Source organism: Bradyrhizobium sp. AC87j1 (genome assembly GCF_002936975.1).
Classification (GTDB): domain Bacteria; phylum Pseudomonadota; class Alphaproteobacteria; order Rhizobiales; family Xanthobacteraceae; genus Bradyrhizobium; species Bradyrhizobium shewense.
In genome coordinates this window covers 23,827-49,384 of sequence record NZ_PTFE01000041.1, presented here as the reverse complement: position 1 = coordinate 49,384, position 25,558 = coordinate 23,827, and the positions used below count along the sequence as shown (strand labels likewise).

Annotated in this window: 19 protein-coding genes, 2 tRNA genes and 1 pseudogene; 2 read left to right on the top strand and 20 right to left on the bottom strand. The window is 65.4% G+C overall.

Annotated elements, in window-relative coordinates:
* Positions 1-6: 6 nt before the first annotated feature.
* Positions 7-609: a DNA-3-methyladenine glycosylase gene (locus CV770_RS21405; RefSeq protein WP_104463727.1), complete on the top strand. Its 603-nt coding sequence runs from the start codon at positions 7-9 to the stop codon at positions 607-609.
* Positions 610-611: 2 nt separating this feature from the next.
* On the opposite strand, the gene CV770_RS21400 is transcribed toward CV770_RS21405, so the two are convergent.
* The 11 genes from CV770_RS21400 to CV770_RS21350 form a co-directional block, all read right to left on the bottom strand.
* A complete protein-coding gene (locus tag CV770_RS21400) occupies positions 612-3,488 on the bottom strand; it encodes a valine--tRNA ligase (protein ID WP_104463726.1) in 2,877 nt (958 codons plus the stop codon).
* Positions 3,489-3,614: 126 nt separating this feature from the next.
* Entirely contained in the window at positions 3,615-4,379 is a 765-nt protein-coding gene (locus CV770_RS21395; protein ID WP_165637336.1) for a PopZ family protein, read from the bottom strand.
* A gap of 302 nt (positions 4,380-4,681) precedes the next feature.
* Entirely contained in the window at positions 4,682-6,067 is a 1,386-nt protein-coding gene (locus tag CV770_RS21390) for a TolC family outer membrane protein (protein WP_104463725.1), read from the bottom strand.
* Between the two features lie 205 nt (positions 6,068-6,272).
* The gene (locus CV770_RS21385) at positions 6,273-6,935 is read right to left on the bottom strand and encodes a protein-L-isoaspartate O-methyltransferase family protein (protein WP_104463724.1); all 663 of its coding nucleotides are present in this window, start codon (positions 6,933-6,935) and stop codon (positions 6,273-6,275) included.
* Between the two features lie 137 nt (positions 6,936-7,072).
* Entirely contained in the window at positions 7,073-7,246 is a 174-nt protein-coding gene (locus tag CV770_RS21380) for a hypothetical protein (RefSeq protein WP_018320416.1), read from the bottom strand.
* A gap of 216 nt (positions 7,247-7,462) precedes the next feature.
* Positions 7,463-7,537, bottom strand: a tRNA-Asn gene (locus CV770_RS21375).
* Between the two features lie 136 nt (positions 7,538-7,673).
* Complete coding sequence (locus CV770_RS21370) at positions 7,674-8,042, bottom strand: hypothetical protein (protein ID WP_091956732.1); 369 nt, start codon at positions 8,040-8,042, stop codon at positions 7,674-7,676.
* A gap of 205 nt (positions 8,043-8,247) precedes the next feature.
* Positions 8,248-9,942 carry a flotillin family protein gene (locus CV770_RS21365; protein WP_104463723.1) on the bottom strand — a complete coding sequence of 565 codons (1,695 nt, stop codon included), beginning with the start codon at positions 9,940-9,942 and terminating at the stop codon, positions 8,248-8,250.
* 22 nt (positions 9,943-9,964) lie between these two features.
* The gene (locus CV770_RS21360) at positions 9,965-10,624 is read right to left on the bottom strand and encodes an OB-fold-containig protein (protein WP_104463722.1); all 660 of its coding nucleotides are present in this window, start codon (positions 10,622-10,624) and stop codon (positions 9,965-9,967) included.
* A gap of 10 nt (positions 10,625-10,634) precedes the next feature.
* On the bottom strand, positions 10,635-11,798 hold the full coding sequence (locus CV770_RS21355; protein ID WP_104463721.1) for a PspA/IM30 family protein: 1,164 nt from the start codon (positions 11,796-11,798) through the stop codon (positions 10,635-10,637).
* A gap of 390 nt (positions 11,799-12,188) precedes the next feature.
* Positions 12,189-12,449 carry a hypothetical protein gene (locus CV770_RS21350; protein ID WP_015686208.1) on the bottom strand — a complete coding sequence of 87 codons (261 nt, stop codon included), beginning with the start codon at positions 12,447-12,449 and terminating at the stop codon, positions 12,189-12,191.
* Between the two features lie 260 nt (positions 12,450-12,709).
* Between CV770_RS21350 and CV770_RS21345 the strand changes: the two genes are divergently transcribed.
* Positions 12,710-12,907 carry a hypothetical protein gene (locus CV770_RS21345; protein ID WP_018320410.1) on the top strand — a complete coding sequence of 66 codons (198 nt, stop codon included), beginning with the start codon at positions 12,710-12,712 and terminating at the stop codon, positions 12,905-12,907.
* Positions 12,908-12,979: 72 nt separating this feature from the next.
* On the opposite strand, the gene CV770_RS42690 is transcribed toward CV770_RS21345, so the two are convergent.
* The 9 genes and pseudogenes from CV770_RS42690 to CV770_RS21300 all read right to left on the bottom strand — a co-directional run bounded on the left by CV770_RS42690 (position 12,980) and on the right by CV770_RS21300 (position 25,126).
* Positions 12,980-13,126: a hypothetical protein gene (locus tag CV770_RS42690; RefSeq protein ID WP_018320409.1), complete on the bottom strand. Its 147-nt coding sequence runs from the start codon at positions 13,124-13,126 to the stop codon at positions 12,980-12,982.
* Between the two features lie 200 nt (positions 13,127-13,326).
* Positions 13,327-13,400 (bottom strand) — tRNA-Cys (locus CV770_RS21335).
* Between the two features lie 97 nt (positions 13,401-13,497).
* Positions 13,498-14,103: pseudogene (locus CV770_RS21330) on the bottom strand (ABC transporter ATP-binding protein); the annotation flags it as partial.
* Between the two features lie 163 nt (positions 14,104-14,266).
* Positions 14,267-15,145, bottom strand: a complete 879-nt coding sequence (locus CV770_RS21325; RefSeq protein WP_245323289.1) for an ABC transporter permease — start codon at positions 15,143-15,145, stop codon at positions 14,267-14,269.
* A gap of 37 nt (positions 15,146-15,182) precedes the next feature.
* The gene (locus CV770_RS21320) at positions 15,183-15,920 is read right to left on the bottom strand and encodes a tRNA-uridine aminocarboxypropyltransferase (protein WP_091956967.1); all 738 of its coding nucleotides are present in this window, start codon (positions 15,918-15,920) and stop codon (positions 15,183-15,185) included.
* Between the two features lie 37 nt (positions 15,921-15,957).
* Positions 15,958-19,062 carry an efflux RND transporter permease subunit gene (locus CV770_RS21315; RefSeq protein WP_104463719.1) on the bottom strand — a complete coding sequence of 1,035 codons (3,105 nt, stop codon included), beginning with the start codon at positions 19,060-19,062 and terminating at the stop codon, positions 15,958-15,960.
* Positions 19,062-22,211, bottom strand: coding sequence for an efflux RND transporter permease subunit (locus CV770_RS21310; protein WP_091956738.1), 3,150 nt, complete (start codon positions 22,209-22,211; stop codon positions 19,062-19,064). The genes CV770_RS21315 and CV770_RS21310 overlap by 1 nt, the downstream gene beginning before the upstream one ends.
* Positions 22,212-22,248: 37 nt before the next feature.
* A complete protein-coding gene (locus tag CV770_RS21305; protein WP_104463718.1) occupies positions 22,249-23,652 on the bottom strand; it encodes an efflux RND transporter periplasmic adaptor subunit in 1,404 nt (467 codons plus the stop codon).
* Positions 23,642-25,126, bottom strand: coding sequence for an efflux transporter outer membrane subunit (locus CV770_RS21300; RefSeq protein ID WP_104463717.1), 1,485 nt, complete (start codon positions 25,124-25,126; stop codon positions 23,642-23,644). The genes CV770_RS21305 and CV770_RS21300 overlap by 11 nt, the downstream gene beginning before the upstream one ends.
* Positions 25,127-25,558: the final 432 nt, after the last annotated feature.

The following is a 25,558-nucleotide window of genomic DNA, read 5'->3' as shown; positions in this document are numbered from 1 at the left end:
CCTCGAATGGCTCCAAGCTCGAAGTCCTCACCCCCGCGCCTCGGCAAGCTGCTCAAGCGCGGCTTTTTCGACCGCAACGTCCGCGACGTCGCCCGGGACCTGATTGGTGCGACCATGCTGGTCGACGGCGTCGGCGGCCTCATCGTCGAAGTCGAGGCCTATCATCATACCGAGCCCGCGGCGCACTCCTACAACGGTCCGACGCCGCGGAACCAGGTCATGTTCGGCCCGCCGGGCTATGCCTATGTCTATCGCTCCTACGGCATCCACTGGTGCGTGAACTTCGTCTGCGAGGAGGAAGGCTCGGCCAGCGCCGTGCTGATCCGCGCGCTGGAGCCGACGCACGGGATCGCCGCCATGCGGCGCCGCCGTCATCTCCAGGATGCGCACGCGCTGTGCTCGGGTCCGGGCAAGCTGACCGAGGCGCTCGGCATCACCATCGCGCACAACACGCTGCCGCTGGACCGGCCTCCGATCGCGCTGCATGCGCGGACCGAGGAGTTGGAGGTGGTCGCCGGCATCCGGATCGGCATCACCAAGGCTGTCGAGCTGCCCTGGCGCTATGGCGTCAGGGGCTCGAAGTTTTTGAGCAAGCCGTTTCCGAAGTAGGCCTAAGTGGCCTGCTTCAACCGCTCCATGGCTTCGAGCAGCTTGGCCTTGCGGGCTAGCGCCGCCTCGCGCTTTTCGCGCTCCTCCTCGACGACCTCCTCGGCCGCGTTGGCGACGAACTTTTCGTTCGCGAGCTTGGACTCGGCGCGCTTGATATCGGCGTCGGCCTTGCCGATCTCCTTGTCGAGACGCGTGCGCTCGGCAGCGACGTCGATCACGCCCTTCAGCGGCAGCGCGGCGACTTCGCCGCGCACGAGCAGCTGAACCGCACCGTCGGGCGCGCGGTCGGCGAAGGAGATGTCCGACAGCCGCGCCATGCGCTTGATGACGTCGGTCCAGCGCGGCACGCGGTCCCTGGTTTCGGCGGAGGCGCCGACGAGCACCAGCGCCGTCAGCGTTGCCGGCGGAATGTTCATCTCGGCACGCACCGAACGGATCTGTGTGATCAGGTCGATCACCCAGCCGATCTCGGCTTCCGCCTTGGGATCGGTGAAGTCGGCGTGGTCGAAGATCGGCATGACCAGCATCGGCGACATCAGGGGTTCGGTCGGCCCGGCCGCCGCAGCGAGGATTGCGAGCTGCTCCGGCGTCGGCTCGGCCGGCTTCAGCGGCCATTGCGCCAATGCGAGCAGACCGTCGCGCTTGGCCGTCACCTCCCACAGCTCCTCGGTGATGAAGGGCATGAAGGGATGCAGCAGCTTCAGGATCTCATCGCGGGCCCAGGCGACCATGGCACGGGTCTCGTCCTTGGCCGGGCTGTCCGGGCCGAGCAGCACGGGTTTTGCGAGCTCGACATACCAGTCGCAATAGACGTTCCAGACGAAGCGATAGATCGCACCGGCGGCATCGTTGAAGCGATAGGCCTCGATCGCCTCGGTCACCTCACGCGTGGTGTGCGCGCTTTCATGCGCGATCCAGCGGTTCAGCGTCTCCTTGGCCTTCGCCGGCTCGAAACCCTCGGGCACGGCGCAGTGGTTCATTTCGGCGAAGCGCGACGCATTCCAGAGCTTGGTCGCGAAATTGCGATAGCCCTCGACGCGGCTGGTGGCGAGCTTGATGTCGCGGCCCTGCGCCGCCATCGCGGCCAGCGTGAAGCGCAGCGCGTCCGCGCCGTATTCGTCGATCAGGTTGAGCGGATCGATGACGTTGCCCTTCGACTTCGACATCTTGGCGCCCTTCTCGTCGCGGACGAGGGCGTGGATGTAGATGGTCGAGAACGGCACCTCCTTCATGAAGTGCAGGCCCATCATCATCATGCGGGCGACCCAGAAGAAGATGATGTCGAAGCCGGTCACCAGCGCATTGGTCGGGTAATAGCGCTGCACCTCGGGCGCGTCCTCGGGCCAGCCGAGCGTCGAGAACGGCCACAGCGCCGAGGAGAACCAGGTGTCGAGCACGTCCTCGTCGCGCGTGATGAAGCCCTCGCGCTTGTTGCGGTCAAGCGCCATCTCGCGGCCCTGCTCGGCCGTGATGACTTCCTGCTCGACGTAGTAGCCGAGCGCGTGGCTGACGGCCTCCTCCTCGGTCTCGGCGACGAACACCTTGCCATCAGGTCCGTACCAGGCCGGGATCTGGTGACCCCACCAGAGCTGGCGCGAGATGCACCAGGGCTGGATGTTCTCCATCCATTCGAAATAGGTCTTTTCCCAGTTTTTCGGCACGAACGACGTCTCGCCCGACCGCACCGCCGCGATCGCGGGCTTTGCCAGCGTCTTGGCGTCGACATACCACTGGTCGGTCAGGTACGGCTCGATCACGCTGTTGGAGCGGTCGCCGTGCGGCACCATGTGGGTGTGCGGTTCGATCCGCTCGACGAAGCCGAACGATTCCAGCCGCTCGACGATGCGCTTGCGCGCGACGAAGCGGTCGACCTTGTGGAATTCCTCGGCGAATTGCGAGGCGCCTTCCGGCAGGTCGCGCAGATAGTCCTCGTTGTCGACGAGATCGAGACAGCCTTCCCTGTCCAGCACGCTGATGCGGCGCAGGCCGTGGCGATTGCCGACCTCGAAGTCGTTGAAGTCGTGCGCCGGCGTCACCTTGACTGCACCCGAGCCCTTCTCCGGATCGGAATACTCGTCGGCGACGATCTGGATCTTGCGGCCGACCAGCGGCAGAATCACGTTCTTGCCGACCAGCTTCAGGTAGCGCTCGTCCTCGGGATGCACGGCAACGCCGGTATCGCCCAGCATGGTCTCGGGGCGCGTGGTGGCGACGACGATGAAGCTCGAGGGATCCTCAGGATTGAACGTCTTGCCCTCGATCGGATAGCGCAGATACCAGAGGTGTCCCTTCACCTCGGTCTGCTGCACCTCGAGATCAGAGATCGCGGTGAGCAGCTTGGTGTCCCAGTTCACCAGCCGCTTGTCCTTGTAGATCAGGCCGTCGCGATGGAGCTCGACGAACACCTTGATGACGGCCTTCGACAGGCCCTCGTCCATGGTGAAGCGTTCGCGCGACCAGTCGCAGGAGGCGCCGAGCCGCTTGAGCTGGTTGATGATGGTGTCGCCGCTCTCGGCCTTCCACTGCCAGACCCGCTCCAGGAATTTCTCGCGGCCCATCTCGCGGCGGCCGGGCTGCTGGCGCTCCATCAGTTGCCGCTCGACCACCATCTGGGTGGCGATGCCGGCATGGTCGGTGCCGGGCTGCCACAGCACGTCGCGGCCGCGCATGCGCTCGAACCGGCACAGGATGTCCTGCAGCGTGTTGTTGAGGGCGTGGCCCATGTGCAGCGAGCCCGTCACGTTCGGCGGCGGGATCACGATGGTAAACGGCACGGCGTCGCGGCGGTCGGGGCGGCCGGCCTTGAAGGCAAGGCTGTCCTCCCACACCACGGACATGCGGGCTTCGATATCGGCGGGCTGGTAATTTTTCTCGATCATGGGGCTGTTAGAAAGCCGCGTGTGCGGGTCAAGTCAACGGGAAGCTCAGCGGCAAAGGCTTTCCAGCCCGGTCCGCAGACCGAATATGCTGCAGGAGCAGGGCTTTATCGGGGCCGCACGACCGTCTCAGCGGCCGCCGCGCGAGACCCGCTCGATTTCGGCCTTCACGATGCGTTCAACGAGGCCCGGCAAATTGTCGTCGAGCCAGGATTTCAGCATCGGACGCAGCATCTCCTTGACCAGATCCTCCAGCGTCCGTGCATTGCTGCTGAGCACCGTATGGGCCAGGGAGTTGAAGGCGGATTCGACCGCCGAGACGGTCGACTGCGCGAGCATCGGCTGCTGCGGCGGCAGCGGCGGAGCATCGAAATCCACCGGCGCGTAGGACGGCGGCGGCGTCGGACGCGGCGGCGGCGATTCGGCGAATTCGAGATCGTCGCGCGGCTCGACCTTGCGGAAGCTCGGCGGCGGCGGAGGCGGTGTCGGATCCATCGCCATCTCGTCGGTCAATTCGAGCACGTCGGGCTCAGGCTCGGGCTCCGGCTCAGGCTCGCGGACCTCCGGCGCGGTTGTGGCCGTATCGAGCCCTGCCAGGAGCGCGTCAATGTCGTCCTGGCTGTTCGGTGACGCCTCCGCCGCAGGCGGTGGGGCCGGTGCCGGCTTTGCGGCCGGAGGTGGCGCAGGTTTTTCAGCGGCAGGTTTGGCAGGGGCAACCTTGGAGGGCGGAATGTCGTTCATCGCCTGCGGCTTGGGTGCGGGCGCAGCAGGAGCTGGCGCGGGCTTTGCGGCCTCCGCCGGCGGCGGCTTGGCCTCATCGTCGGCAATGATGCGCCGGATCGAGGCCAGAATCTCCTCCATCGAGGGTTCTGTGACCTTTGCAGGCTGCGTCATCTCCGACTCCACATCATCAACGCCCTCGCATGCGTTGTTTTACACCAAGCACGACAGGATTGGCCGGTTCCGGATGGGTGGCCCGACATTTTCGTCGCGGCAGCCCGACTTGTCCCCAGATCACGGCTCAACGTGCAGCAGTGCGCCCCTGCCCCCGGCACTCAAGCTTTACGCACACGGCATCACTGCGAGGCGAATCGACCCGCATCGTCTTGGCAAGGCTATGTCAGGGATTTTGATGATTGCAAGCAAAGCGCCGGTCGGCCTCGGCATTCACGAGGCCGACCGGACGAGTACGGGAATCAGCGCCCGTCAGGCGTACGCACGCCGGCCCAGCTGTCGCGGACCTGATGGTAGTGAACGCTGGGATCGTAAACCGTGGTCGCAAGGCCGAGGACCTGCGGCGCGAGACGGCCGACGGCCGAGAGGACGTTATAGGATGCAACAACCCGGTCATGCTGCGCGGTCACCAGCGCGACGCGCGCATTGACCAGCGCCTGCTGCGCGTTGAGCACGTCGAGCGTGGTGCGCTGACCGGCCTTGGCCTCTTCACGCACGCCGTTCAGCGCGATCTCGGACGCCGTCACCTGCGCCTGCGCCGATTGCACCTGCGCCTTGCCGGCCTGCAGCGAACCCCACCACTGCACGACGGTCGCGCGGGTCTGATCCCGCGTGTTTTCGAGGTTGAGACGTTGCTGCGCCAGGTTTTCCTTGGACTGGCGGATCAGCGAATATTCGCTACCGCCCTGATAGATCGGCACCGAGATCTGCGCGAGCGCGGAAGCGCTGAGCGAGCGGTACTGAATCAAAGATTGTTCGTAGGCCTGGGTCACGCCCGCCTGCAGGGTGACCGTGGGCAGCAGAGCGCCCTCGGCAACCTTGACCTGCAAGAAATTGACGTCGATGCCGAACATCGCGGCCGTGACGTTGGGATGCTCGACGAGGCCGAGCTCGACCGCGGCAGCGAGCGTCGCGGGCAGGAAACGGTCCACCGGCGAGCCGGGTGCCAGATTCGTCGGCTCGTTGCCGATGATACGGCGGAAGTTCGCGCGCGTCGTGGTGAGATTTGCTTCCGCGGTCAGGGCCTGCGTCCTGCCTGCCGCCAGCTGTGCTTCCGACTGTGCAACGTCGGTGCGCGTCACTTCGCCGACGTTGAAGCGGTCACGAGTCTGCTTGAGCGTCTGCTCGAGCACCCGCACGTTGCTGCGCTGGACTTCGAGCGTCGCCGAGTCGCGCAGATAATCCATGTAGGTCGTGGCGGCCAGGAGCAATATGCTCTGATCGAGGCTGCGCAGCGCTTCGCGGGAGCCGGAAACCTGACTCTCCGCGGCGCGCGTTCTGTTGGCGGTCTGGTTGCCGTTGTAGAGCGTCTGGGTAGCAGTCAGTCCCACGCTTCGGGGATAGCCCTTACCGTTTATCGGATCGCTATTGGACGCACTTTTGAAGTCCGAGTACTGAATGCCCCCGCTCGCCGTCAGCGCGACCTTGGGGCGATATCCCGACAGCGCCTGCGGCACGTTTTCGTCAGTCGAGCGCACCTGGGCGCGCTGTGCGTTGAGCTGTGGATTGTTTTGATAGGCGCGCACCAGCGCGGACTCGATCGTGTCCGCCAAGGCAGGCGTCGGCCCGGCAAGCGCGAGCAGCAGGACCGAAACCGCAGCTCCGGTGAAGAGCTTCACCCCATGCATCCCAAAAATTCCGTTCATTCTAACGCCCGGCTCGTGCCCGCGAGCTGGGTTACCGTCTACGAGTGGAGTCGTTGCCCCGCCGCAACATAAGACGCGGTCAAGCGCGACGGAACTACCTGAAGGTAGTTCTTGGTGGAAACTCTTCACGTGCAGCATCCCGGCCACACTTCTGATTCAGAACGGGATTTTATCGCGTTTTGGGCCGTCAGAAGACGAAGGCGGCCGCCCGTTCCAGCCCGGGAAGGACCGGAGCGGCAGCGTCGAACAGGGCCCGATGGCCGAATTCACCATGGGTATGGGTCACGATTATGGCACGCGGCGGCCTGGATTCGGCGGACACCCCCACCAGACGCCCGCCCTCCTTCAGCTGCCCGAGCAGCGCTTCCGGCACGACCTCAGTCGCGCCATTGAGGATGATCACGTCATAGGGAGCGGCGGAAGGATCCCCTTCGGCGCAGGCCGCGGCCTTGCAGGTGACATTGGCAAGGTTCAGGGCAGCCAGGGCGGCCTTGGCGTTCGCGGCCAAAGCCGGATCGCACTCGGTGGCGGTAACCTGCTGCGCGAGCTTGGCGACCAGCGCCGCGAGGTAGCCCGTGGCGCAGCCGACCACCAGCACGTTGTCGCCCTCGCCGATTTCGGCGGCCTGGAGCAGCTTGCCGGTCAGCTGCGGCTTGATCAGGAACCGCTTGGCGGCGCCTTCGCTCACGTCGAGGTCGAGATCGAGGTAGGCCAACGCCTGCCGGTCGGCCGGCACGAAGGCCTCGCGCGGAACCGTGAGCATGGCATCGAGAACACGACGGTCGGTGACGTCACTGGTGCGCACCTGGCCATCGACCATTTTGAGGCGCGCGGTCGAGAAACCGGACATTTGCGGACCCTGCAAGGCGGACGATGCCGCGGACGAAATTCGCGGCATCTTTGGAGCATGCACGGCCAAAACGCAACACGGCCGTTAGCCTGCGGGGCTAGGGCTTCCGCATGTTACCGCATCAGGGTCGGGACGGATTATTCGATGGCCACCGCGAGGCGACCGATCAGAGCGGCGACCTCGTCCAGCCGTGCCGAATCGGGCGTCTCGACCGCACGCGCCAGACAGGCGAGGCATTCGTCGTCGCTGAGCTCGGGAATGTCGGCCGGCAGAATCGAGGGGGCCATATGGTCGACCTGGATGTCTGGCATGGGAATCAGCTCCGTTAAGATCCGGCTATCGCGAAGCTCGATTTCAATTGAGTCGATTTGGCGCCGTCCGCATGGCGCGACGGGGCCAACCCACAACACATCTGCTTGAATGCGATTCCCAGATGGAATCGCGACAGCGCGGTTCAGAGGGCACGGCAACGAAATCGCGCATCGCGCGAGAATGCGCCCGTAATCCGTTGAATTTGCGGAAGGATTTGGCTCCCCGGGCTGGATTCGAACCAGCGACCATCCGATTAACAGTCGGATGCTCTACCGCTGAGCTACCGAGGAAAAGGCGAACCAGTCGTTCGCGCGCGGCTGCGTATAACAAAGCCGCTTGCGCTTGCAAAGGACGAATTCGTCATCATGCGCAATGCGCCGGAGGAAGGCTGGGATGCCCCCTCCTCCGGGCCGTGTCGGCCAAAGGCTACTCGGCAAGGAACGAAGTGGTCTTGGTGCCGGGATCGTAGCGCAGCCGAAGCGCGGTCATCTTGCAGAGGTTGACGTTCTTCCAGAGCACGGCCTCGTCGTAGCTCTGCCAGTCGACGCGGATGTTCCAGACGCAGCCGTCGTCGTCCTCGTCGAACTCGACATAAGTGCTGGCCTGGTTCTGCAAGACCTTGTCGAGTTCGTTGTCCCATTCGTCCAGGCCATCATCCGGCGCGTTGAAGCCCAGGAATTTGATGGCATAGCCGGTCTCGTTGACGACGGTGACGTTGCGGGCATCGGCCGCGAACGACGGCATGGCGGCGATCGAAAGGCCGATCGCGATCAGTCCAGACAGAAAATATTTCATATGAAATTCCCCGATCGAAACAGGCTTCAGCGCCTGGCGTCGATCGGCGCAGGCGCCGCGGCAACCAATGGTGTTGCCTTGGAAGATTCGTCCGAAGTGCGATCGAAAGGTTCAAGACGATCGATCGCACTCCGGGACGTAGCGCGACGCGAGACGCGCTCAGCCTGTTTATCGATTCGAATTCTCCGCAGCAATGAACGGGCATTCATAGATCGGCGTTGTTGGTCTTCTCCGGCGCCGGCGCCAGCACGGCGGCCCCGTTGCTCTTCCCCGTCACGGCGCCGACCAGCGCCGTCACCGGATCGTCGCCGGGCGCAAAGCCGCTCTGGCGCAGGATCTCGTCGATCATCGGACGCAGCGCATGCACCTTGAGGAGCTCGCCGGCGAGTCCCTCGCCGAAGCCGACATTGCCTCCGCCGGCGCCGCTGCCGCCAAACGCGCCGCCGGTGTGCAGGATACGGACGTCCTTGAGGTTGGCGATCGGCTTGACCATCTCGGCCAGCGCCGCCGGCATCGTCTCGATCCGCTTCTTGGCGATCTCGAAGTCGATGACGTTGCTGCCGAGCTTGTTCTGCGCCTCGTTCTTCATGGTGATGACGGCAGCTTCCGCCTCACCGATGTTGCGCACGCCCACGGCCTTGATCTTGTTGGACTCGGCTTCGGCCGTGGCCAGCGTCTTGACGGCCTCGGCGCGATCGAGCGAGGCCTTCTTCTCGGCTTCGGCTGCGACGATCAGCTCGGTTGATTTGCGCTCGGCCTCGGTCCGCGCGGCCAGCACCTGGGTGAGACGGGCACGATCGGCGACCTCGACCGCGCGTGCGGTCACGACCTTTTCCTCCGCGGAGACCGCGATCGCTTCGGCGGTCTTGGCCTCGGCAACGGCCTCTGAGGTCTGCTTGCTCTTGGAGGCGATCTGGATCTCGTTCTCTTGGGTCGCGATCTGGATCTCGCGCTGGGCGTCGGTCTTGCGCTTGTTGATCGCCAGATCGGACTCGATCACCGCGGTTTCCTTGACCTGCTTGGCGCCCGCCTCCTTCTCGGCGACCGCCCTGTCGGTGTCGATGCGGGCATTCTCCTCGGTGAGGCGCGCGGTCTGCGTCGCGGTTGCGACCTCGGCGCGGGTGCTCGCGGTCTTGTTGGCGATGTCGCGCTCCTGCGACAGCTCGGCCTCCTTCTTGGTCCGCTCGATGCCGAGGGTCTGCTGCCGCGCCTCGAGGTCCTTCTGGGCGATCGCCACCTCGTTGTCGCGCACGATGGCGTTACGGTCACGCCGGCGCGTCTCGGTGACGGTCTTGAGCTGGGTGAGACCTTCGGCGTCGAAGAAGTTTTCCGGGTTGAAGAACTTGACGTCGGTCTGGTCGAGCTTCGTGAGCGACACGGATTCAAGCTCGAGGCCGTTGGATTTGACGTCGGACTCGACTGTCGCCTGCACATGCTTGACGAAGTCCGAGCGCTTCTCCTGGAGCTCGAGGATGCTCATGGTCGCCGCCACCGAGCGCAGGCCGTCGACGAATTTCGCCTCGACCTGGTTGCGCAGGGCTTCGGCGTCATTGGTCAGTGCCCCCAGCGTCTGGCTCGCAAGCGCGATACTCTCGTCGTCGGGGCGAACGCGCACGTAGAATTCGGCGACGATGTCGACGCGCAGCCGGTCCCTGGTGATGAGGGATTCCCGCTCCTTGCGTTCCACCGTGAGCCGCAGCGTCTTCAGATTGACGCTGGCATAGGAGTGGAAGATCGGCAGGATCATGGCGCCGCCGTCGAGCACGACCTTCTTGCCGCCGAGGCCGGTGCGCACGAAGGCCTCGTCGCGGGTGGCGCGCTTGTAGAGGATGGTGAAGACGATCCCCAGGACGACGATCAGCGCGACGCCGATCATGGCCGGGACTGCAATGTCGAACATGATGTTCTCCGATAATGACTTGCTAGCTGTTTAGAGTGGGCTTGGAAGGTTTGAGTTCATCGTCGGCCTTGACCGCCACGAAGCGGGTGCCGTCGCGGTCGACCAGCAGGACCATGGTTCCCTGTGGCAGGGGCGATGACGCCGGCGCCGCAACCGCCCAGACGAAATGGCGGTTGCCGTGGACGTCGGCGACGCTGACGCGGCCGGGCGGCCCCTGGTCGAGCGGACCGATGACGACCTCACCGATGCGACCGACGAGATCCCCTAAGCCGACGGCATAGCTTTCATCCTTGGGAATGACCCGCGCGATCGCCCTGCTGGCGGTGCGGACCACCGGAACCGAGACCACGACGGCCCCGACCGAGGCGACTGTTGCCGGCAAGGGCCCCGCAACCATTCGCGCGATGTCCTGGATCAGGAAGCCGGTGATGGAGAAGGCGCCGAGCAGCAGCAGCAGGAAGATCAGAAGCGGCACGCCGCCGACATTGATCCAGGAAATGGCGTTGATCACGCCATTGTCGCTGGGGTGACCGAAATCGATGTTGGTGCCGAGCATTTCGCTCAAGGAAGCCCCGACCAGCATCGAGACCACTTCGATCGAGCCGACGATGAGGATCATGGCCGCCGCGATCGCGAACGGCCTGACCTCCGGCGACATGACGTGTTCGAGCAGAGCGCTCATGACACGGCACTCAGGAGCGCGACTTCAACCGCGCGAGCCTCGCCGCAATTTCCTTGTCGCGATGCAGCGCGCTGAGCTCGTCGATGTCGCTCGAATAGGGAATGCCCGGCGGCACGCCGGTGGCGCGTGCCACCGCCCTGCCCGCCCGCAGCGCCTTCGCCGCAGCAGAGCCACCGCCCTGTTTTCGGGATGACGTCGAGGCCTGATGGCTTGCCGCCGCCTCGCTCCTTTCGAGATCGGCGCGGCGCTGCTCGGCATCCTGAAGCGCGGAAAGCACCGCGCGCAGCGAGGTGATGCATTGCTCGATCTTCTCGTTGTTCTCGTCGATGGCGCGGGAGAGCACATCGAACTGCGCCTCCAGATCCATCTGCCGCGCGATGCCGGCGCGGGCGAGATCGTCGCGGCTGTCAGCGATCGCGCCCTCGATCTTGGGGGCGAGATCGGCCATCTCGCGTTCGATCTCGGTGCGGCGCGCATTGAGGCGATATTCCTCGGCACGCGCAGCGGCGAGCGCGTCGCGCGCTTCGCTCTCGGCGCGCTCGATCTCGCGGATGGCCTGGCCGACCACTTTCAGCTTGTTCTTGCCTTCCGCCTGCTCGATCGCGTCATAGGCGATCCCGGCGATCAAGCGCCCGACCCGGGACAGGAAGTTTTCGGGAGCGGCAGCGATGGTATCCATGGCGTTCTCCTCCTCTGGCAGATTGTTCGGCGTGACGCCGTAGTGAACTTCAAAGCCGTCGTCGGTGCGGATGAGGCGCGCGGGCGCACTCTGCCCCCAGCCCTCGGCATAGCCGGCATAGTCGAAGGGCACGCTGAAGCGTCCCTCGACGGTCGCGATCGAAATGGTGGCCGGGCCCTTGATCTTGGCGAGCTTGTCGTCGAGCGGCAGACGGCGGCCCTGTGCCGCGCGATACTCGGCGCGGTCACGCAGGCCCAGCGTCACCAGGCGCGAAGGCAGCGCGGTCTGTTTGCGGATCGGGTCATAGGCGTGGGCATGCAGCAGGACGACATTGGAGCCCACATTGTGGCTCCGCGCGACCTCATCGAGGATCTCCATCATACGGTCATAAGCCCTAAACGTCGCCTCCAGCGCGGCCTTGGCGGCCGGATCAGGGGCAAGCCTGTAACGCAGCGCTGACGGCGCGTTTCGGGGCGACTGGCTCATGGAAAGCACTAAAGCACCATTTTGGTACTTTAGGAAGAGGAGACGTAATCACGTTTCCCTGACCCCTCATGCATTAGTCGTTGTGCCCGGCACGCGCGTTCAAGCCGGGCGTTCACCCCTAGATCACACCCGATCAAGACTTCTTGCACGCGCGGGTTGCAATTTGAGACGAAATGCTGGGAGCGTTCGGCAAGCCCAGTCACCCACTTGCTCAGCCTTGGTGTCCCGGACGCGCAGCAGCGTTCGCACGCTGCTGCGCAGAGCCCGGGAGTCGCTGCGCTCACCCGGGCTACAGGAGCACCCGTCGATCCACAGCCTGTCCGCAGCATATCCACAGGACGGGTATCGCGAATTCGTCAGCCGACGCGAGCCACTTGCTGCGCACAAATCCACAGGTCCTCAGCCGCCGGCCTGATCGAACACGCTGCGGCAAGCTTCGCTCAGGCTCGACCGGTTGCGCCGCAGGCACGCCGTGATGGCGCGGACGTTGGGGATTTCGCCGGCGCAGAGCCGATAGACATCGGGCGTGCAGGCCCGGCGCTGTTCGGCCGTCCCCTGTGCGTGGGCGGCGGAAGCAAACAGCGTCAGGAACAGCCCGACCGTGGAGGCGCGGCGCGCCCGGCTCTTCACACCCGCAAACCGCAAGAACCTCGCCTTCATGACCAGTCTCCCGTTCGCCCTGCCCGCTCCGGCCTGCATTGAGCCCGGATGCGAAGGCGTAGGAGAAATAAACCGCCGAGGATGTGATCTCTTTCACATTGCCGGCGCAGCCGAGGAACCTAGAGTTTCCGAGGGGATTTTTTACAAACCGCTAACCAATCGGGACCCCATCGCCGGATCGTTAAAATGCGAACGATCCGCTCAACCGGGTAACAAACCGGCTTTGCGACATTGCGCCGTCCGCGTTCTGCGAGGGTGCGATGAGAAGCGAAGCCGAATTCAACTTGTTGCTGGATGCCGTCCGGGACGCCATGGTCATTGAAGACTTTGCTCCCGCGCCGGAGGAGGAATTCGTGCCCCGCTCGTGGAGTTTTCACGCGACGCCCAAAGCCGCCAATGACAATGAGGGCGCCTGGCCCCTGCTGCCGTTCCCCGACGGCTGGTACGCGGCCTGCTGAAGCTGCTTTCATCGTGAGCCGTAGCGCCCGCCTCGCGGGCGCTTCGCCGTACGAGAAGCCCTGCTGCGCCGATCAGGTCTTGATGCGATCCTCGCCATCCTGCGGCACCCGGTCGGGTGCGGCCGATGGAAAGATGCTGTCATAGATCGCGCGAGCCTCGCGAATGAGGCGGGCCCGCTCCAGCTCGGATTTCGGGACAAATCGGACGATGTCGCCCACGGGTGCTCCAGCGCTCGTTGATGTCGGTCGCATCACTTCGCCGATGCGAAGTCTATGCCAACGGGCGTGAATCGGGGGTTCCAGCGAGCTCCGGACAAACCCGGTGATCGATCCGCCTCTCACGTCGGCAGAACGTTGCGCGCAGCATCAGCGGAGCCGGCGGCGAAATCGAATTATGCTGGGAGATCAGAGGGATATGATGGAGGCCACGACCAGAATTGAACTGGTGTACACGGTTTTGCAGACCGTTGCGTAACCACTCCGCCACGTGGCCCCGTAAGGCCGGAGCAATATAGGGGATGAAGGGTTTAGGCAACCGCCTTCGTCCGATTTTGGCTGGAGGCCGCCCCGTCAGGGGGACCTTCGAACCGCTACGCCTTCTTCCCGCCGGACCCCGCCAGATATTGCGCGAGAATCGTATCGGTTGCGCCGGCCGCGATGATCTTCCCCTGCTCCAGCAGGATCGCCCGGTTGCAGGTGCTCTGGATCAGCTCGATGTCATGCGAGGCGAGCACCAGGATGCCGGCGCGGGCGACGATCTCATCCAATCGCTGCCGCGCCTTCTTGCGGAATTGCTGGTCGCCAACGCCGATCCATTCGTCGAGCAGCACGATCTCGCCCTCGACCGCGGTTGCGACCGCAAAGATCAGGCGCAGCATCATGCCGCTGGAATAGGTGCGCAGCGGCAGGTCGAGCCGGTCTCCGAGCTCGGTGAACTCTGCAATCTCCGCCCGCCGCGCGTCGATCTCGGCCCGCCGCGCGCCGATCACGAGCCCGCGCCGCATGATGTTCTCGTAACCGGTCGCTTCCTCGTCGAAGCCGGCCTGCAAATCGAACAGCGACAGGCAGCGTCCGCGTACGTCGATGCTGCCCGCCGTCGGATGATAGATGCCGGCGAGAACCCGCAGCAGCGTGGTCTTGCCGGCACCATTGGCGCCGATGATGGCGAGGCGGTCGCCGGCGCGGATATCGAGGCTGACCTCGTTCAACGCCGTGATGAGGTGCGAGACCGCCGCCTTCCGGCGCAGCGTCACGGCGCCGACGAACCGGCTGCGCAGCGAGCGGTCGCGAAACGACAGCACCGGAAATGTGACCGAGACGTCGCGTAGCACGATGTGGGCCGTCCTGGTCATGCGCGCATCACAGCCAATACGCCACGCGATGGCGGTATTTTGCGTAGCAGCCGAGGCCGATGACGGCCACGATGATCGCATAGAGGGCCCCTAGCAGCCATTGCTTCGCATCGGTCGGCTGCGACAAGAGCGGCCGGCGCACCAGATCGAGCAGCGTGGCGAACGGATTGACCAGCGTCAGCCAGTGAAACGCGGTGCCGCGCGCGCTGTCCTCGGTCCAGATGATCGGCGTGAGAAAGAAGACGAATTGCAGGCCGCTGACGATCGCCGAACCAATGTCGCGAAAACGCGCGCAGAGCATGCCGAGTGCGACCGAGCCGCCGAGCAGCGCGAGGAACAGGATCGCAAAGCCGGGCAGCGCGAGCAGCATGCTCCAGTGCAGCGGCCAGGGCATCACGACGTAGAGCAGCACGACGATCACCAAATGATGCGCGAAGATGAGGACGTTGCGCGCGATCATCTGGAGGACGTGAACGATCAGCGGGGCCGGCACGGCCTTGATAAGATGGCCGGACGCCACGAAGATGTTGGAGCCCTCCTGGAGCGTCGTTGCGATCAGGGTCCAGACGATCAGGCCGACCGCGAAGGACGGCAGGAAGGTGGCGATGTCCTGCTTGAACAGGGCCGCATAGACCGTGCCGACGCTTGCGATCGTCGCGGCCAGCGTCAGCGTGATCCAGAGCGGGCCGATCACGGTCCTGCGGTAGCGCAGCGAAATGTCCATCAGCGCGAGCGTGCCCCAACGATCGGGCCGCGCCGCCTGTGCCAGAATTTCCTTCGCTGCGAGCTGAATTCGACTGCCCCTCAGGTTCTCGCTCTCCGATGCCGCAACAGGGGAGCAGATCGCGACCGGTTTCGGCCGATCGTCTCTAGACGCCCGGCCCACGCGGTGCAATCGACCGTACAGATGATGTGGGCCGAAGTCAGGCTCGTTTGCGCCGCCGAAAGTCGCGCCGGCCCTTCGGGGCAGGTTTGGGCGCCAGTTCCGGCATCTCGGCCTGGACCTCGCGGTAGCGTATTAACAGGCGTTCAAAGCTCGCATTCAGCGTCTCGGCGATGTCAGGACGCCGCTCGAGCCCGGCGAGAATCGTCGCCGCGGCCTCGATGGTGGAGAGCCCGTCCTTGCGCGGCTCCTTGCGCAGACGGCCATAGCGCGAGGGGTGCGCCGGGTTGAGGATGACGCGCTGGCATTTCAGCATCCAGGGATTGCGCCACCACAGCGCCTTGGCCTGGCTCCAGGTGCCGTCAAGCAGCACGACGCCTTCGAGCTTGCCGAGGATCCCGCGCTGGTTCTCCGCGACCTCGCCCTTGCGGTTGAGCGCGACGATCTCGCCTTCCGCTTCGAGATCGGCGGCGCGGGCCGAGCCGAGATAGAGCACGGCCCAACGCGCGGCATTCTCCACCGGCTGTCCCAGCGCCTTGGACAGGCTCGGCCAGGACAGGCCGACCCGCACCGTGGCATCGGCAAAATGCCCGGCAAGCAGGCGCGCGGTGCCGAGCGCCCTGTCCTGCTCCTGCGGATGCTGCAGGATCAGGAGGGACAGTCGATTTTCAATCGGCGTGACGCTGTCGCAGATGCACAGCGGCATCGGCTTCTGGCAATGCGGGCACTCGGGGATCGGATCGGCCGGCGCGGCGGCCGTATCTGGCGGGTTCGACATGGGCGCCGCTATACGCTTGATGCGGCGCTTCAACAACCTATTCCGCCGGAGCAGGCACCGGACGCGGCTCCGACCGCCGCCGCAGGCGGTCGATCAAGAGGTAGATCACGGGCGTGGTGTAGAGCGTCAGGATCTGCGAGACGAACAGGCCGCCGATGATGGTGATGCCGAGCGGACGGCGCAGCTCCGTGCCGGGGCCGGTCGCCACCACGAGCGGAATGCCGGCGAACAGTGCCGCCATGGTCGTCATCAGGATCGGGCGGAAGCGCGCCTGGCAGGCCTCAAAGATCGCCTCCGCCGAGGACAGGCCGCGCTGGCGTTCGGCGTCGAGCGCGAAATCCACCATCATGATGCCGTTCTTCTTGACGATGCCGATCAAGAGGATGATGCCGACGAAGGCGATCACCGTCAGCGGCGTGTTGGTGAGCTGCAGGGCGAGCAGCGCGCCTAACCCCGCCGAGGGCAGCGTCGAGATGATAGTGAGCGGATGGGCGAGGCTCTCATAGAGCACCCCGAGCACGATATACATCGCCACCAGCGCGCCGAGGATCAGGAGCGGCTGGCGGCTGCTGGTCTTGGCGAAGTCGCCGGCATTGCCGTCGAAGCTGCCGCGGATGCCTTCGGGCATGTGCAGTTCCTCCACCGCCCGCTGGATGTTCTGGGTCGCTGCCTGAAGCTGCACGTCCGGCAGCAGGTTGAACGACACCGTCGTCGAGGGAAACGACTGCGAGTGATAAACCGCGAGCGCGGCCAACCCACGCGTCGCATGCACCACGGCCGACAGCGGCACCTGCGCGTCGCCGGCGCCGGCAACGTAGATGCGCTCGAGGTTGGAGGGATCGACCTGGAACTTCGGATCGATCTCCAGCACGGTCATGTACTGGTTGCGCTGGGTGTAGATGATCGAGATCTGCCGCTGCGAGAAGGCGTTGTTCAGGGCATTGTCGATGTCCTGAACCCTGACGCCGAGTGCCGAGGCCTTCTGACGATCGATGTTCAGGGTCAGCTGAAGCCCGCCGGGATCGCGGTCGCTGGAGATGTCGGTGATGCCCTCGACGCTCTCCATGCGCTTGGCCACGATCGGCGCCCATTTCTGCAGCAGACCGAGGTCGGTGCTGGTCAGCGTGTACTGGAAGTCGGAATCACTCTGCCGCCCGCCGGCACGGACGTCCTGGGCGGCGAACATGAAGAGGCGGATGCCGGGCACGGGGTACAGCGCGCGCCGGAGACGGTCGATCACGACCTGCGTCGAGACGTGGTCGCGCTCCTCCGGCGGCTTCAGGCTGATGTACATGATGCCGCGGTTCGAGGTCGCTCCCCCCGGCCCGCCTCCGGCGCCGACGGTCGAGCCGATGCCGGCCACGGCCGGATCCTGCATCACGATGTCGGCGAGCCGCTGCTGGAGGCCGAGCATCGATTGGAACGAGATGTCGGCCGAGGCGCGCGTCGCTCCGATCACGAAGCCGGAATCGTCGGTCGGGAAATAGCCCTTGGGGACCTTGATGTAGAGCGTCACGGTGAGGCCGATGGTGGCGAAGAACACCAGCAGCGTCGCCAGCGGATAGTCCAGTACGGTGCGCAAGGTCCGGGCGTAGAAGGCGACGATGCGCGACAGTGAGCCCTCGATCACCCGATCGAACAGCGTCGCCGTGCCGGACGTGGCCTGCCGGATGTAATGGGCGCAGATCATCGGCGTGACCGTGAGCGACACCAGCGTCGAGACCAGGATGGCGAAGGTCAGCGTCAACGAGAATTCGCGCAGCAGGCGGCCGACGATGCCGTCCATGAAGATCAGCGGCGTGAACGCCGCGATCAGCGACAGGCTGATCGAGACCACGGTGAAGCCGATCTGCTTCGCGCCCTCCTGCGCCGCCCGGAACGGCCGCATGCCGTGCTCGAGATTGCGGTACATGTTCTCGATCATGACGATGGCGTCGTCGACCACGAAGCCGACGGAGATCGCGAGCGCCATCAGCGACAGATTGTCGATCGAGAAGCCCGCGACCCACATGCCGGCGCAGGTGCCGGCCAGCGCCAGCGGCACCGAGATGCCGGCCGCGATGGTCGGCGTCAGCCTGCGCAGGAACACGAACACCACGACCATCACCAGGACCGCGGTGGCCAGCAACGTCCATTGCATGTCGAGCACGCTGGCGCGGATCGTGCCGGTGCGGTCGACCAGAGTCGAAATCTCCACACCGGCCGGAATCCACTGCTTCAGCTGGGGGACCAGCGCCTTCACCCTGTCGACGGTATCGATGACGTTGGCATCGCCCTGCTTGGTGATCTGGATCAGCACCGCCGGCTGCTTGTTGAACCAGGCGATCGAGCGGGCGTTGCGGACGGAATCCTCGATATCGGCGACGTCGGACAGCCGCACGAAATTGCCGTTGGCGCTCTTGATGACGATGTCGCGGAACTCTTTCGCCGTGCGCATCTGCTTGTTGAGCGCCAGCGTCTCGCTCTGGCGCTCGCCGTTGAAGATTCCGACGGGGCCGAGCGGGTTGGCGTTGACGATCGCGGTCCTGACGTCGTCGGTGGCGATGCCGGCGTTCGACAGCGCGACGGGGTTGAGCTGGACCCGCACGGCCGGCTGGTCGGCGCCTGACACCGTGACGTCGCCGACTCCCGGCACCTGCGAGATGCGCTGCGCCAGCACCGTGTCGGCGACGTCGTAAATCGCGCTGGCCGACAGCGTCTTCGAGGTCAGCGCCAGCACGAAGACGGGCGCGCCGGCGGTGTTAGCCTTGCGGAAGCGCGGCAGTGTCGGCAGGTCGCTCGGCAAGTCGACCATCGCGGCGTTGATCGCCGCCTGCACGTCGCGCGCGGCCTTGTCGATGTTGCGGCCGATGTCGAACTGGAGCTGGATGCTGGTGTTGCCGAGCGTCGAGGTCGAGGTGATCTGGTTGATTCCGGATATCTCGCCGAGCCGCCGCTCCAACGGCGAGGCCACGGTTGCCGCCATCACCGACGGGTCGGCGCCGGGCCGGCTGGCCGAGACGAAGATGGCGGGGAAGTCGACGTTCGGGACCGAGGCGACGGGAAGGAAATCGTAGGCGACCACACCCAGCAGGAACAACCCGATCGACAGCAGCGTGGTGGCAACCGGGCGGCGGATGAAGGGCTCCGAGATCGATGCCATCACTGCATCCCCTCGGTTGCGCCGGCGACCGGCGGGCCGCCTGATTCAGCCGGCGGCAGCGCCTGCTCGAGGCGGCGGTTGATGCGGTCGAGCGCGAGGTAGATCACGGGCGTGGTGTAGAGCGTCAGCAGCTGGCTGAGCAGCAGGCCGCCGATGATGGAGATGCCGAGCGGAAAGCGCAGCTCGGCGCCGGTCCCGCTCTCGATCGCCAGTGGCAAGGCGCCGAACAGCGCCGCCAGCGTCGTCATCATGATGGGACGGAAGCGCAAGAGACACGCCTGCACGATCGCCTCGTTGGGCGACATGCCCTGCCCGCGCTCGGCCTCGAGCGCGAAGTCGATCATCATGATCGCATTCTTCTTGACGATGCCCATCAACAGGATGATGCCGATCAGACCGATCACCGAGAGGTCCTGCCCGCACAACACCAGCGCCAGGATCGCGCCGACGCCGGCCGAAGGCAGCGTCGACAGGATCGTGATCGGGTGGATGTAGCTCTCATAGAGCACGCCGAGCACGATGTAGATCGTGATCACGGCCGCGAGCAGCAGCCAGGGTTGTCCCGCCAGCGCCTTGGCGAACTCGGCGGCATCGCCGGCATAGACGCCGACGATGCTGTTGGGCATTTCGATCCGGGTCTCGATCGCCTTTACGGCGTCGACGGCATCGCCGAGCGCAGCACCCGGCGCGAGATTGAAGCTGAGCGACACGGACGGGAATTGCGCTTGGTGCGAGATCGCGAGCGGCGCCGTGGTGCGCTTCAGCGTCGCCACGGCCGACAGCGGCACCTGGGCGTTGGGCGCGCCGACGGTGGAACTCGCAGCGCCCGGCAGATAGAGTTTTGAAAGGATCGAGGGATCGCGCTGGTACATCGGCAGCGCCTCCAGCACCACGCGGTACTGGTTGGCCTGGCCGTAGATGGTCGAGATCTGGCGCTGCGCGAAGGCGTCGTTGAGCGTATCGGTGATGCCTTGCAGGCTGACGCCGAGCTGGCCCGCGCGGGTGCGATCGACGTCGAGTTGCGCCCGCAGGCCGCCTTCCTGCGCCTCCGAGGAGACGTCGCGGAACAGGGGATCGCGCCGCATCTCCGTAACCAGCTTGCGCGCCCATTCCGACACCAGCGCCGCATCGGTGCCGGTCAGCGTGTATTGATATTGCGAGCGGCTCGACTGGGTCGAGATCTGCACGTCCTGCACCGGCTGGAAATAGACGGTCATGCCGGGAATGCCCGCCACCCGCTCCTTCAGCCGGGTCACGACCACGCTAACATCGTCGCGCCGCTCGCCGCGCGGCTTCAAGGTCATGACGAGCCGGCCGACATTGGTGGTCGGGTTGACCGAGCCGGCGCCGATCACCGAGACCACGCCGACCACGTCAGGGTCCGCCTTGATGGCGTCGGCGACCTCGCCCTGCCGCTTCTGCATCTCCGCGAACGACACGTCCGGCCCGGCCTCCGTCACCGCCGTGATCGAGGCGGTGTCCTGCAGCGGCAGGAAGCCTTTCGGCGCAACGACGTAGAGGACGAGGGTCGCAATTAGCGTGGCGAAGGTCACGACCAGCGTGGCGCGCTGGCGCTCCAGCACCCACAACAGCGTCCGATGATAGGCCTCGACAGTGCGGTCGATGAAGCGGCTGATGGCGGCCAGCCCCGGCACGGCCAGCTCTTCATGGGCGTGCTTGAGCAGGCGTGAGCACATCATCGGCGTCAGCGTCAGCGAGACCACGGCCGAGGTCACCACCGCGATCGTCAAGGTCAGCGCGAACTCGCGGAACATGCGCCCGACGAGGCCGGACATGAACAGCAGCGGGATGAACACCGCGATCAGCGACACCGTCAGCGAGATCACGGTGAAGCCGATCTCGCTGGCGCCCTTCAGCGAGGCCTCCATCGGCCCGTCGCCGTTCTCCATGTGGCGCACGATATTCTCGATCATGACGATGGCGTCGTCGACGACGAAGCCGGTGCCGATCGTCAGTGCCATCAGCGACAGATTGTCGAGGCTGAAGCCGGCGAAATACATGATGCCGAAGCTGGTGATCAGCGACAGCGGCAGCGCCACGCCGGCGATCAGGGTTGCCCGCAGCGAGCGCAGGAACAGCAGCACCACCAGCGTTACCAGCACGACGCTGAGGACCAGCGTGAACTGTACGTCGTGGACCGAGGCGCGGATGGTCACGGTGCGGTCGGAGACGATGGTGAGGTTCACGCCGGCCGGGATCGCGCGCTGCACTTTGGGGATTTCGGCGCGGATCTGGCTGACGACGTCGATGACGTTGGCACCGGGCTGGCGCTGGATATCGATGATGACGGCGGGCGTGCCCTGGTACCAGCCGCCGGTGCGGTCGTTCTCCAGGCCATCGACGATCTGCGCGACGTCGGCGATGGTGACCGGCGAGCCGTTGCGGTAGGCGATGATGACGGGCTTGTAGGCGTCGGCGGCGGCGATCTGGTCGTTGGCCGCGATGATGTAGGATTGCTGCGCGCCATCGAGCGAGCCTTTCGGCCCGGAGACGTTGGCATTGGCGATTGCGGTGCGCAGATCTTCCATGGCGATGCCGTAGGCGGCAAGCCGCGCCAGATCGGCCTGGATGCGCACGGCCGGTTTCAGCCCGCCGAGCACCGAAACGCGCCCGACGCCGGAAATCTGGCTCAGCCGCTGCGCCAGAAGCGTGTCGGCAATGTCGCTCATCGCCCGCAGCGAGATGGTGTCGGAGCGCAGCGCCAGCGTCATCACCGGCGCGTCCGCCGGGTTCACCTTGGCGTAGGTCGGCGGATACGGCAGCGTCTTGGGGAGCACGCCCGCCGCTGCGTTGATCGCGGCCTGCACGTCCTGGGTCGCCCCGTCGATGTCGCGGTTGAGATCGAACTGCAGCGAGATCTGGCTGACGCCGAACGAACTCGTCGAGTTCATCGCCGACAGCGACGGGATCTGGCCGAGCTGCCGCTCCAAGGGTGCCGTGATCAGCGAGGCGATCACGTCGGGGCTCGCGCCTGGAAGCTGCGTCGTCACCTGCACGGTCGGGAAATCGACCTGCGGCAGCGCCGAGACCGGCAGTGCGAAATAGCCCAGCAGCCCGCCGATCAGCAGCGCGATGCCGAGCAGCGAGGTCGCGATGGGACGGCGGATGAAGGGTTCGGAGACACCCATGGGATCTGCCTGCCGCTTCAAGCGGCTGTTGTCGGGATCATGGCTGCTTGGCTCCACTTCCCGATGCGCCCGGCCCCGGTGCCGGCCCGGTCTGTCCCTTCTGGTCGCCCTCGCTGCTGCTCCGCTTGGCGCGGAACTCACCGCCCTTACCCTGTCCGTCCTTCTGGTGCTCCTTCTGCCCTTCCTTGGCACCATCCTTCTTCTGGGCGTCAGGCCCCCGCGAGCGCTTGCGCGGGGCGAGATCGGCCGACGGCGTCTGGTCGTCGCGGCCGATGGTCACCTTGGAGCCGTCAGACAGATTGGCAAAGCCCGTAGTGACGACCCTGTCGGTCGCCGACAGGCCGCTGGCGATCACGGCGTCATGCTCGTTCTGCTGGGTCACCGTCACGGGCTTGGCCGAGACCACGTTGTCCTCGCCGATGACATAGCTGAATGTCCCGATCGGGCCGCGTTGCACGGCCGAGGTCGGCACCACCAGCGCCTGCGTCAGCGTCTCGACCTTGAGACGGACATTGACGAACTGACCCGGCCAGAGCTGGTAATTGGCGTTGGGAAACTCCGCCTTGAGCTTGAGCGTGCCGGTGGTCTGGTCGACCTGGTTGTCGATGCCAGTGAGTTTGCCGGTATCGATCACGGTGACGCCGTCATTGCCGAACACGTCCACCGCGAGCGTGCCCTTGGTGGCCGCGGCGTTGACGCGCATGATCTGTTGCTGCGGCAGGCTGAACCACACCGCAATCGGCTGCAATTGCGTGATCACCACGAGGCCCGTGGTATCGGCGGCGTGGATGATGTTGCCCTGATCGACCTGGCGCAGGCCGGCTCGCCCCGAGAGCGGCGCCACGATCTTGGTGTAGCTCAGCGTCGCCGCCGCGTTATCGATCGCGGCCTGGTCGGCCTTGACCAGCGCCTCGGTCTGCGCGACCAGCGCGCGCTGGGTGTCGGCCTGCTGCTTGGAGCCGGCGTTGGAAGCAGCGAGCTGCTCGTACCGTGTCAGGTCGATGCGCTGGTTGGCGAGCTGGGCCTGATCCTGCGCCTTCTTGGCGACCGCCTGGTCGTAGGTGGCCTGGTAGAGCGCGGGATCGATCTCGCCGAGCACGTCGCCCTTCTTGACGTCCTGCCCTTCGGTGAAGTTCACGGCGATCAGCTTGCCATCGACCTGCGAGCGCACGGTCACGGTGTTGAGCGCGCGGATCGCACCGACGCCGTCGAGATAGACCGGAACGTCCTGAACGCGGGGCGTCGCCGCCAGCACCGGCACCGGCAGGTCCGGCCGCGCGTTGCGGTCGGCAGCCGGCTTCTGGTGCATCGCGTTCCAGCCGAGATAGCCGAGGCCACCAAGGATCGCGAGCGTGATCAGGGTCATGACGAAGCCGCGGCCGCGCGACTTCTTCGCCGTCCCCTCCTTCGCGTCCTGCTTGATATCCGGCTTAAAGAGCATTGACCGGTTTCTCCATTCGCGGCTCCCAGCCGCCGCCGAGCGCCTGATACAGGCTGACGATGGCGAGCAAGCGGGCCAGTTGCGCCTGTGACAGCGCGTCTTCCGCCTGGAACAGGGTCAATTGAGTGTTGAGCACGGTCACGATGTCGGCGGTGCCGGCGCGCAATTGCTGCTCGGAGAGATCGAAGGCGCGGCGTGAGGCGACGACGACGTCGCGCTGCAATTGCAGCTTGATCGTGGTCTGCTTGATCGAGAACAGCGCATTGTCGACGTCGGCAAACGACTGGATGATGGTCTTGCGGTAGGTCTGGAGCAATTCGTCCTGCCGCGCCTTGGCGAACTCGAAATTGCCGAGGATCTTGCCGCCGTCGAAGATCGGCTGCGTGGCGCTGCCGACGAGCTGGAAGAAGGCCGCATGGGGCTGGAACAGCGAGACCAAAGCCGAGCTCTGATAGCCGCCATTGCCGGTGAGCTGAATGGTCGGAAAGAACTGAGCACGGGCGTTGCCGATATTCGCCGTCGCCGAGGCGAGTTGCGCCTCCTGCCGGCGGATGTCGGGCCGCTGCGTCAGCAGCTCCGAAGGCAGGCCGGGCGTGACGCGCGGGATCGCGATCCGGTCCAGGGAGCCGCCGAGCACGCGCACGCTTTCCGGCGGGCGCGAGACCAGCACGGCGAGCGCGTTGACGTTCTGGTCGAGCGTCTGGCGCAGCGGCGGCACCAGGGCCTTCTGGTTGGCAAGCACGCTCTCCTGCTGGGCGACGTCGAGATCGGTGCCGGTACCGGCCTTGCGCCGCTCCCTGACCGCATCGAGGATGCGCTGCGCGCTCGCAATGTTGCGCTGTGAGGTCCTGATGCGATCCTGCGAGGCCAGCACCTGGAAATAGGCGTTGGCGACGGCCGCCAGCGTCGTCAGTGCGACGGTGTCGCGATCGAAACGGTTGGCGTTCGCGGTCTCTTCCGCTGTCTGCAGTGCGTCGCGGTTCTGGCCCCAGAAGTCGAGCTGGTAGCTCGCGCTCAGCGAAGCCGAATAATTGACGACTTCCCGGCCGCCGATGGAGAGGCCGGACGCGCTCGAGCCCGAGGTGCGCGAATAGGTTTCCGATCCGCCGGTCGAGACGCTCGGCAGCAGCGCCGCACCCGCCTGTCGCGCCTGGGCGTCGGCCTGGACGATGCGCGCAACGGCGGCGGCGATGTCGAGGTTGACGGTCTGCGCCTCTTCCATCAGCTGCGTCAGCTCCGCGGAGCGGAAGCCGCGCCACCAATCCAGTGACGGCGGCGCATCGCCCTTGCCCGCGTATTTGTACTGCGTGGGAACGTCGAGGGCGGGATCGGGAAGGTCCTGGGTCAGCACGCAAGCACCCGAACCGGCGGCGAGGCACAACACCGCAACCCAGCGCGCCGCGCGCAGCGTCCGGGATGCAGAACCTTCAGACCGCCGCACGGCGATCGCAGGAACATCCTGTGTCACATCCATCCCCCGCCGGGCAGATCGAACCGCCGCGCAGCCGGATTAACCGATTCGCGGCGGGACAGTCGGGGGGCTTTGGACAACTCGTTCACAGCGGCGATGCTTTCTGCGGAACCTCGAAAACCATACTAGCCGGGCGCCGAACTGCGGGACAGTCCCGCAGTTGCGAGATGGCCACGCCAACGGAGTGGAAGCGAACCGCTCGAAATTCAAAAAGTGGCTGTCTCGCAGGGATTTTTCTCATTCTGAAACATTGGGATACACGATCAAGCTTACCAAGATTTCATGTGATATTGCTGCCACAGCGGCACTTGGGCCTTTCCATCCGACCGCACCACGCCCCGCCTCAGTCGCGCCCTGGCTGAGTAATCTCACAAGCCCGTCAATCGCTGAAGAGAAAGCCGTTCCGCGGGCCGATATGATTCGGCCATCCGGGCG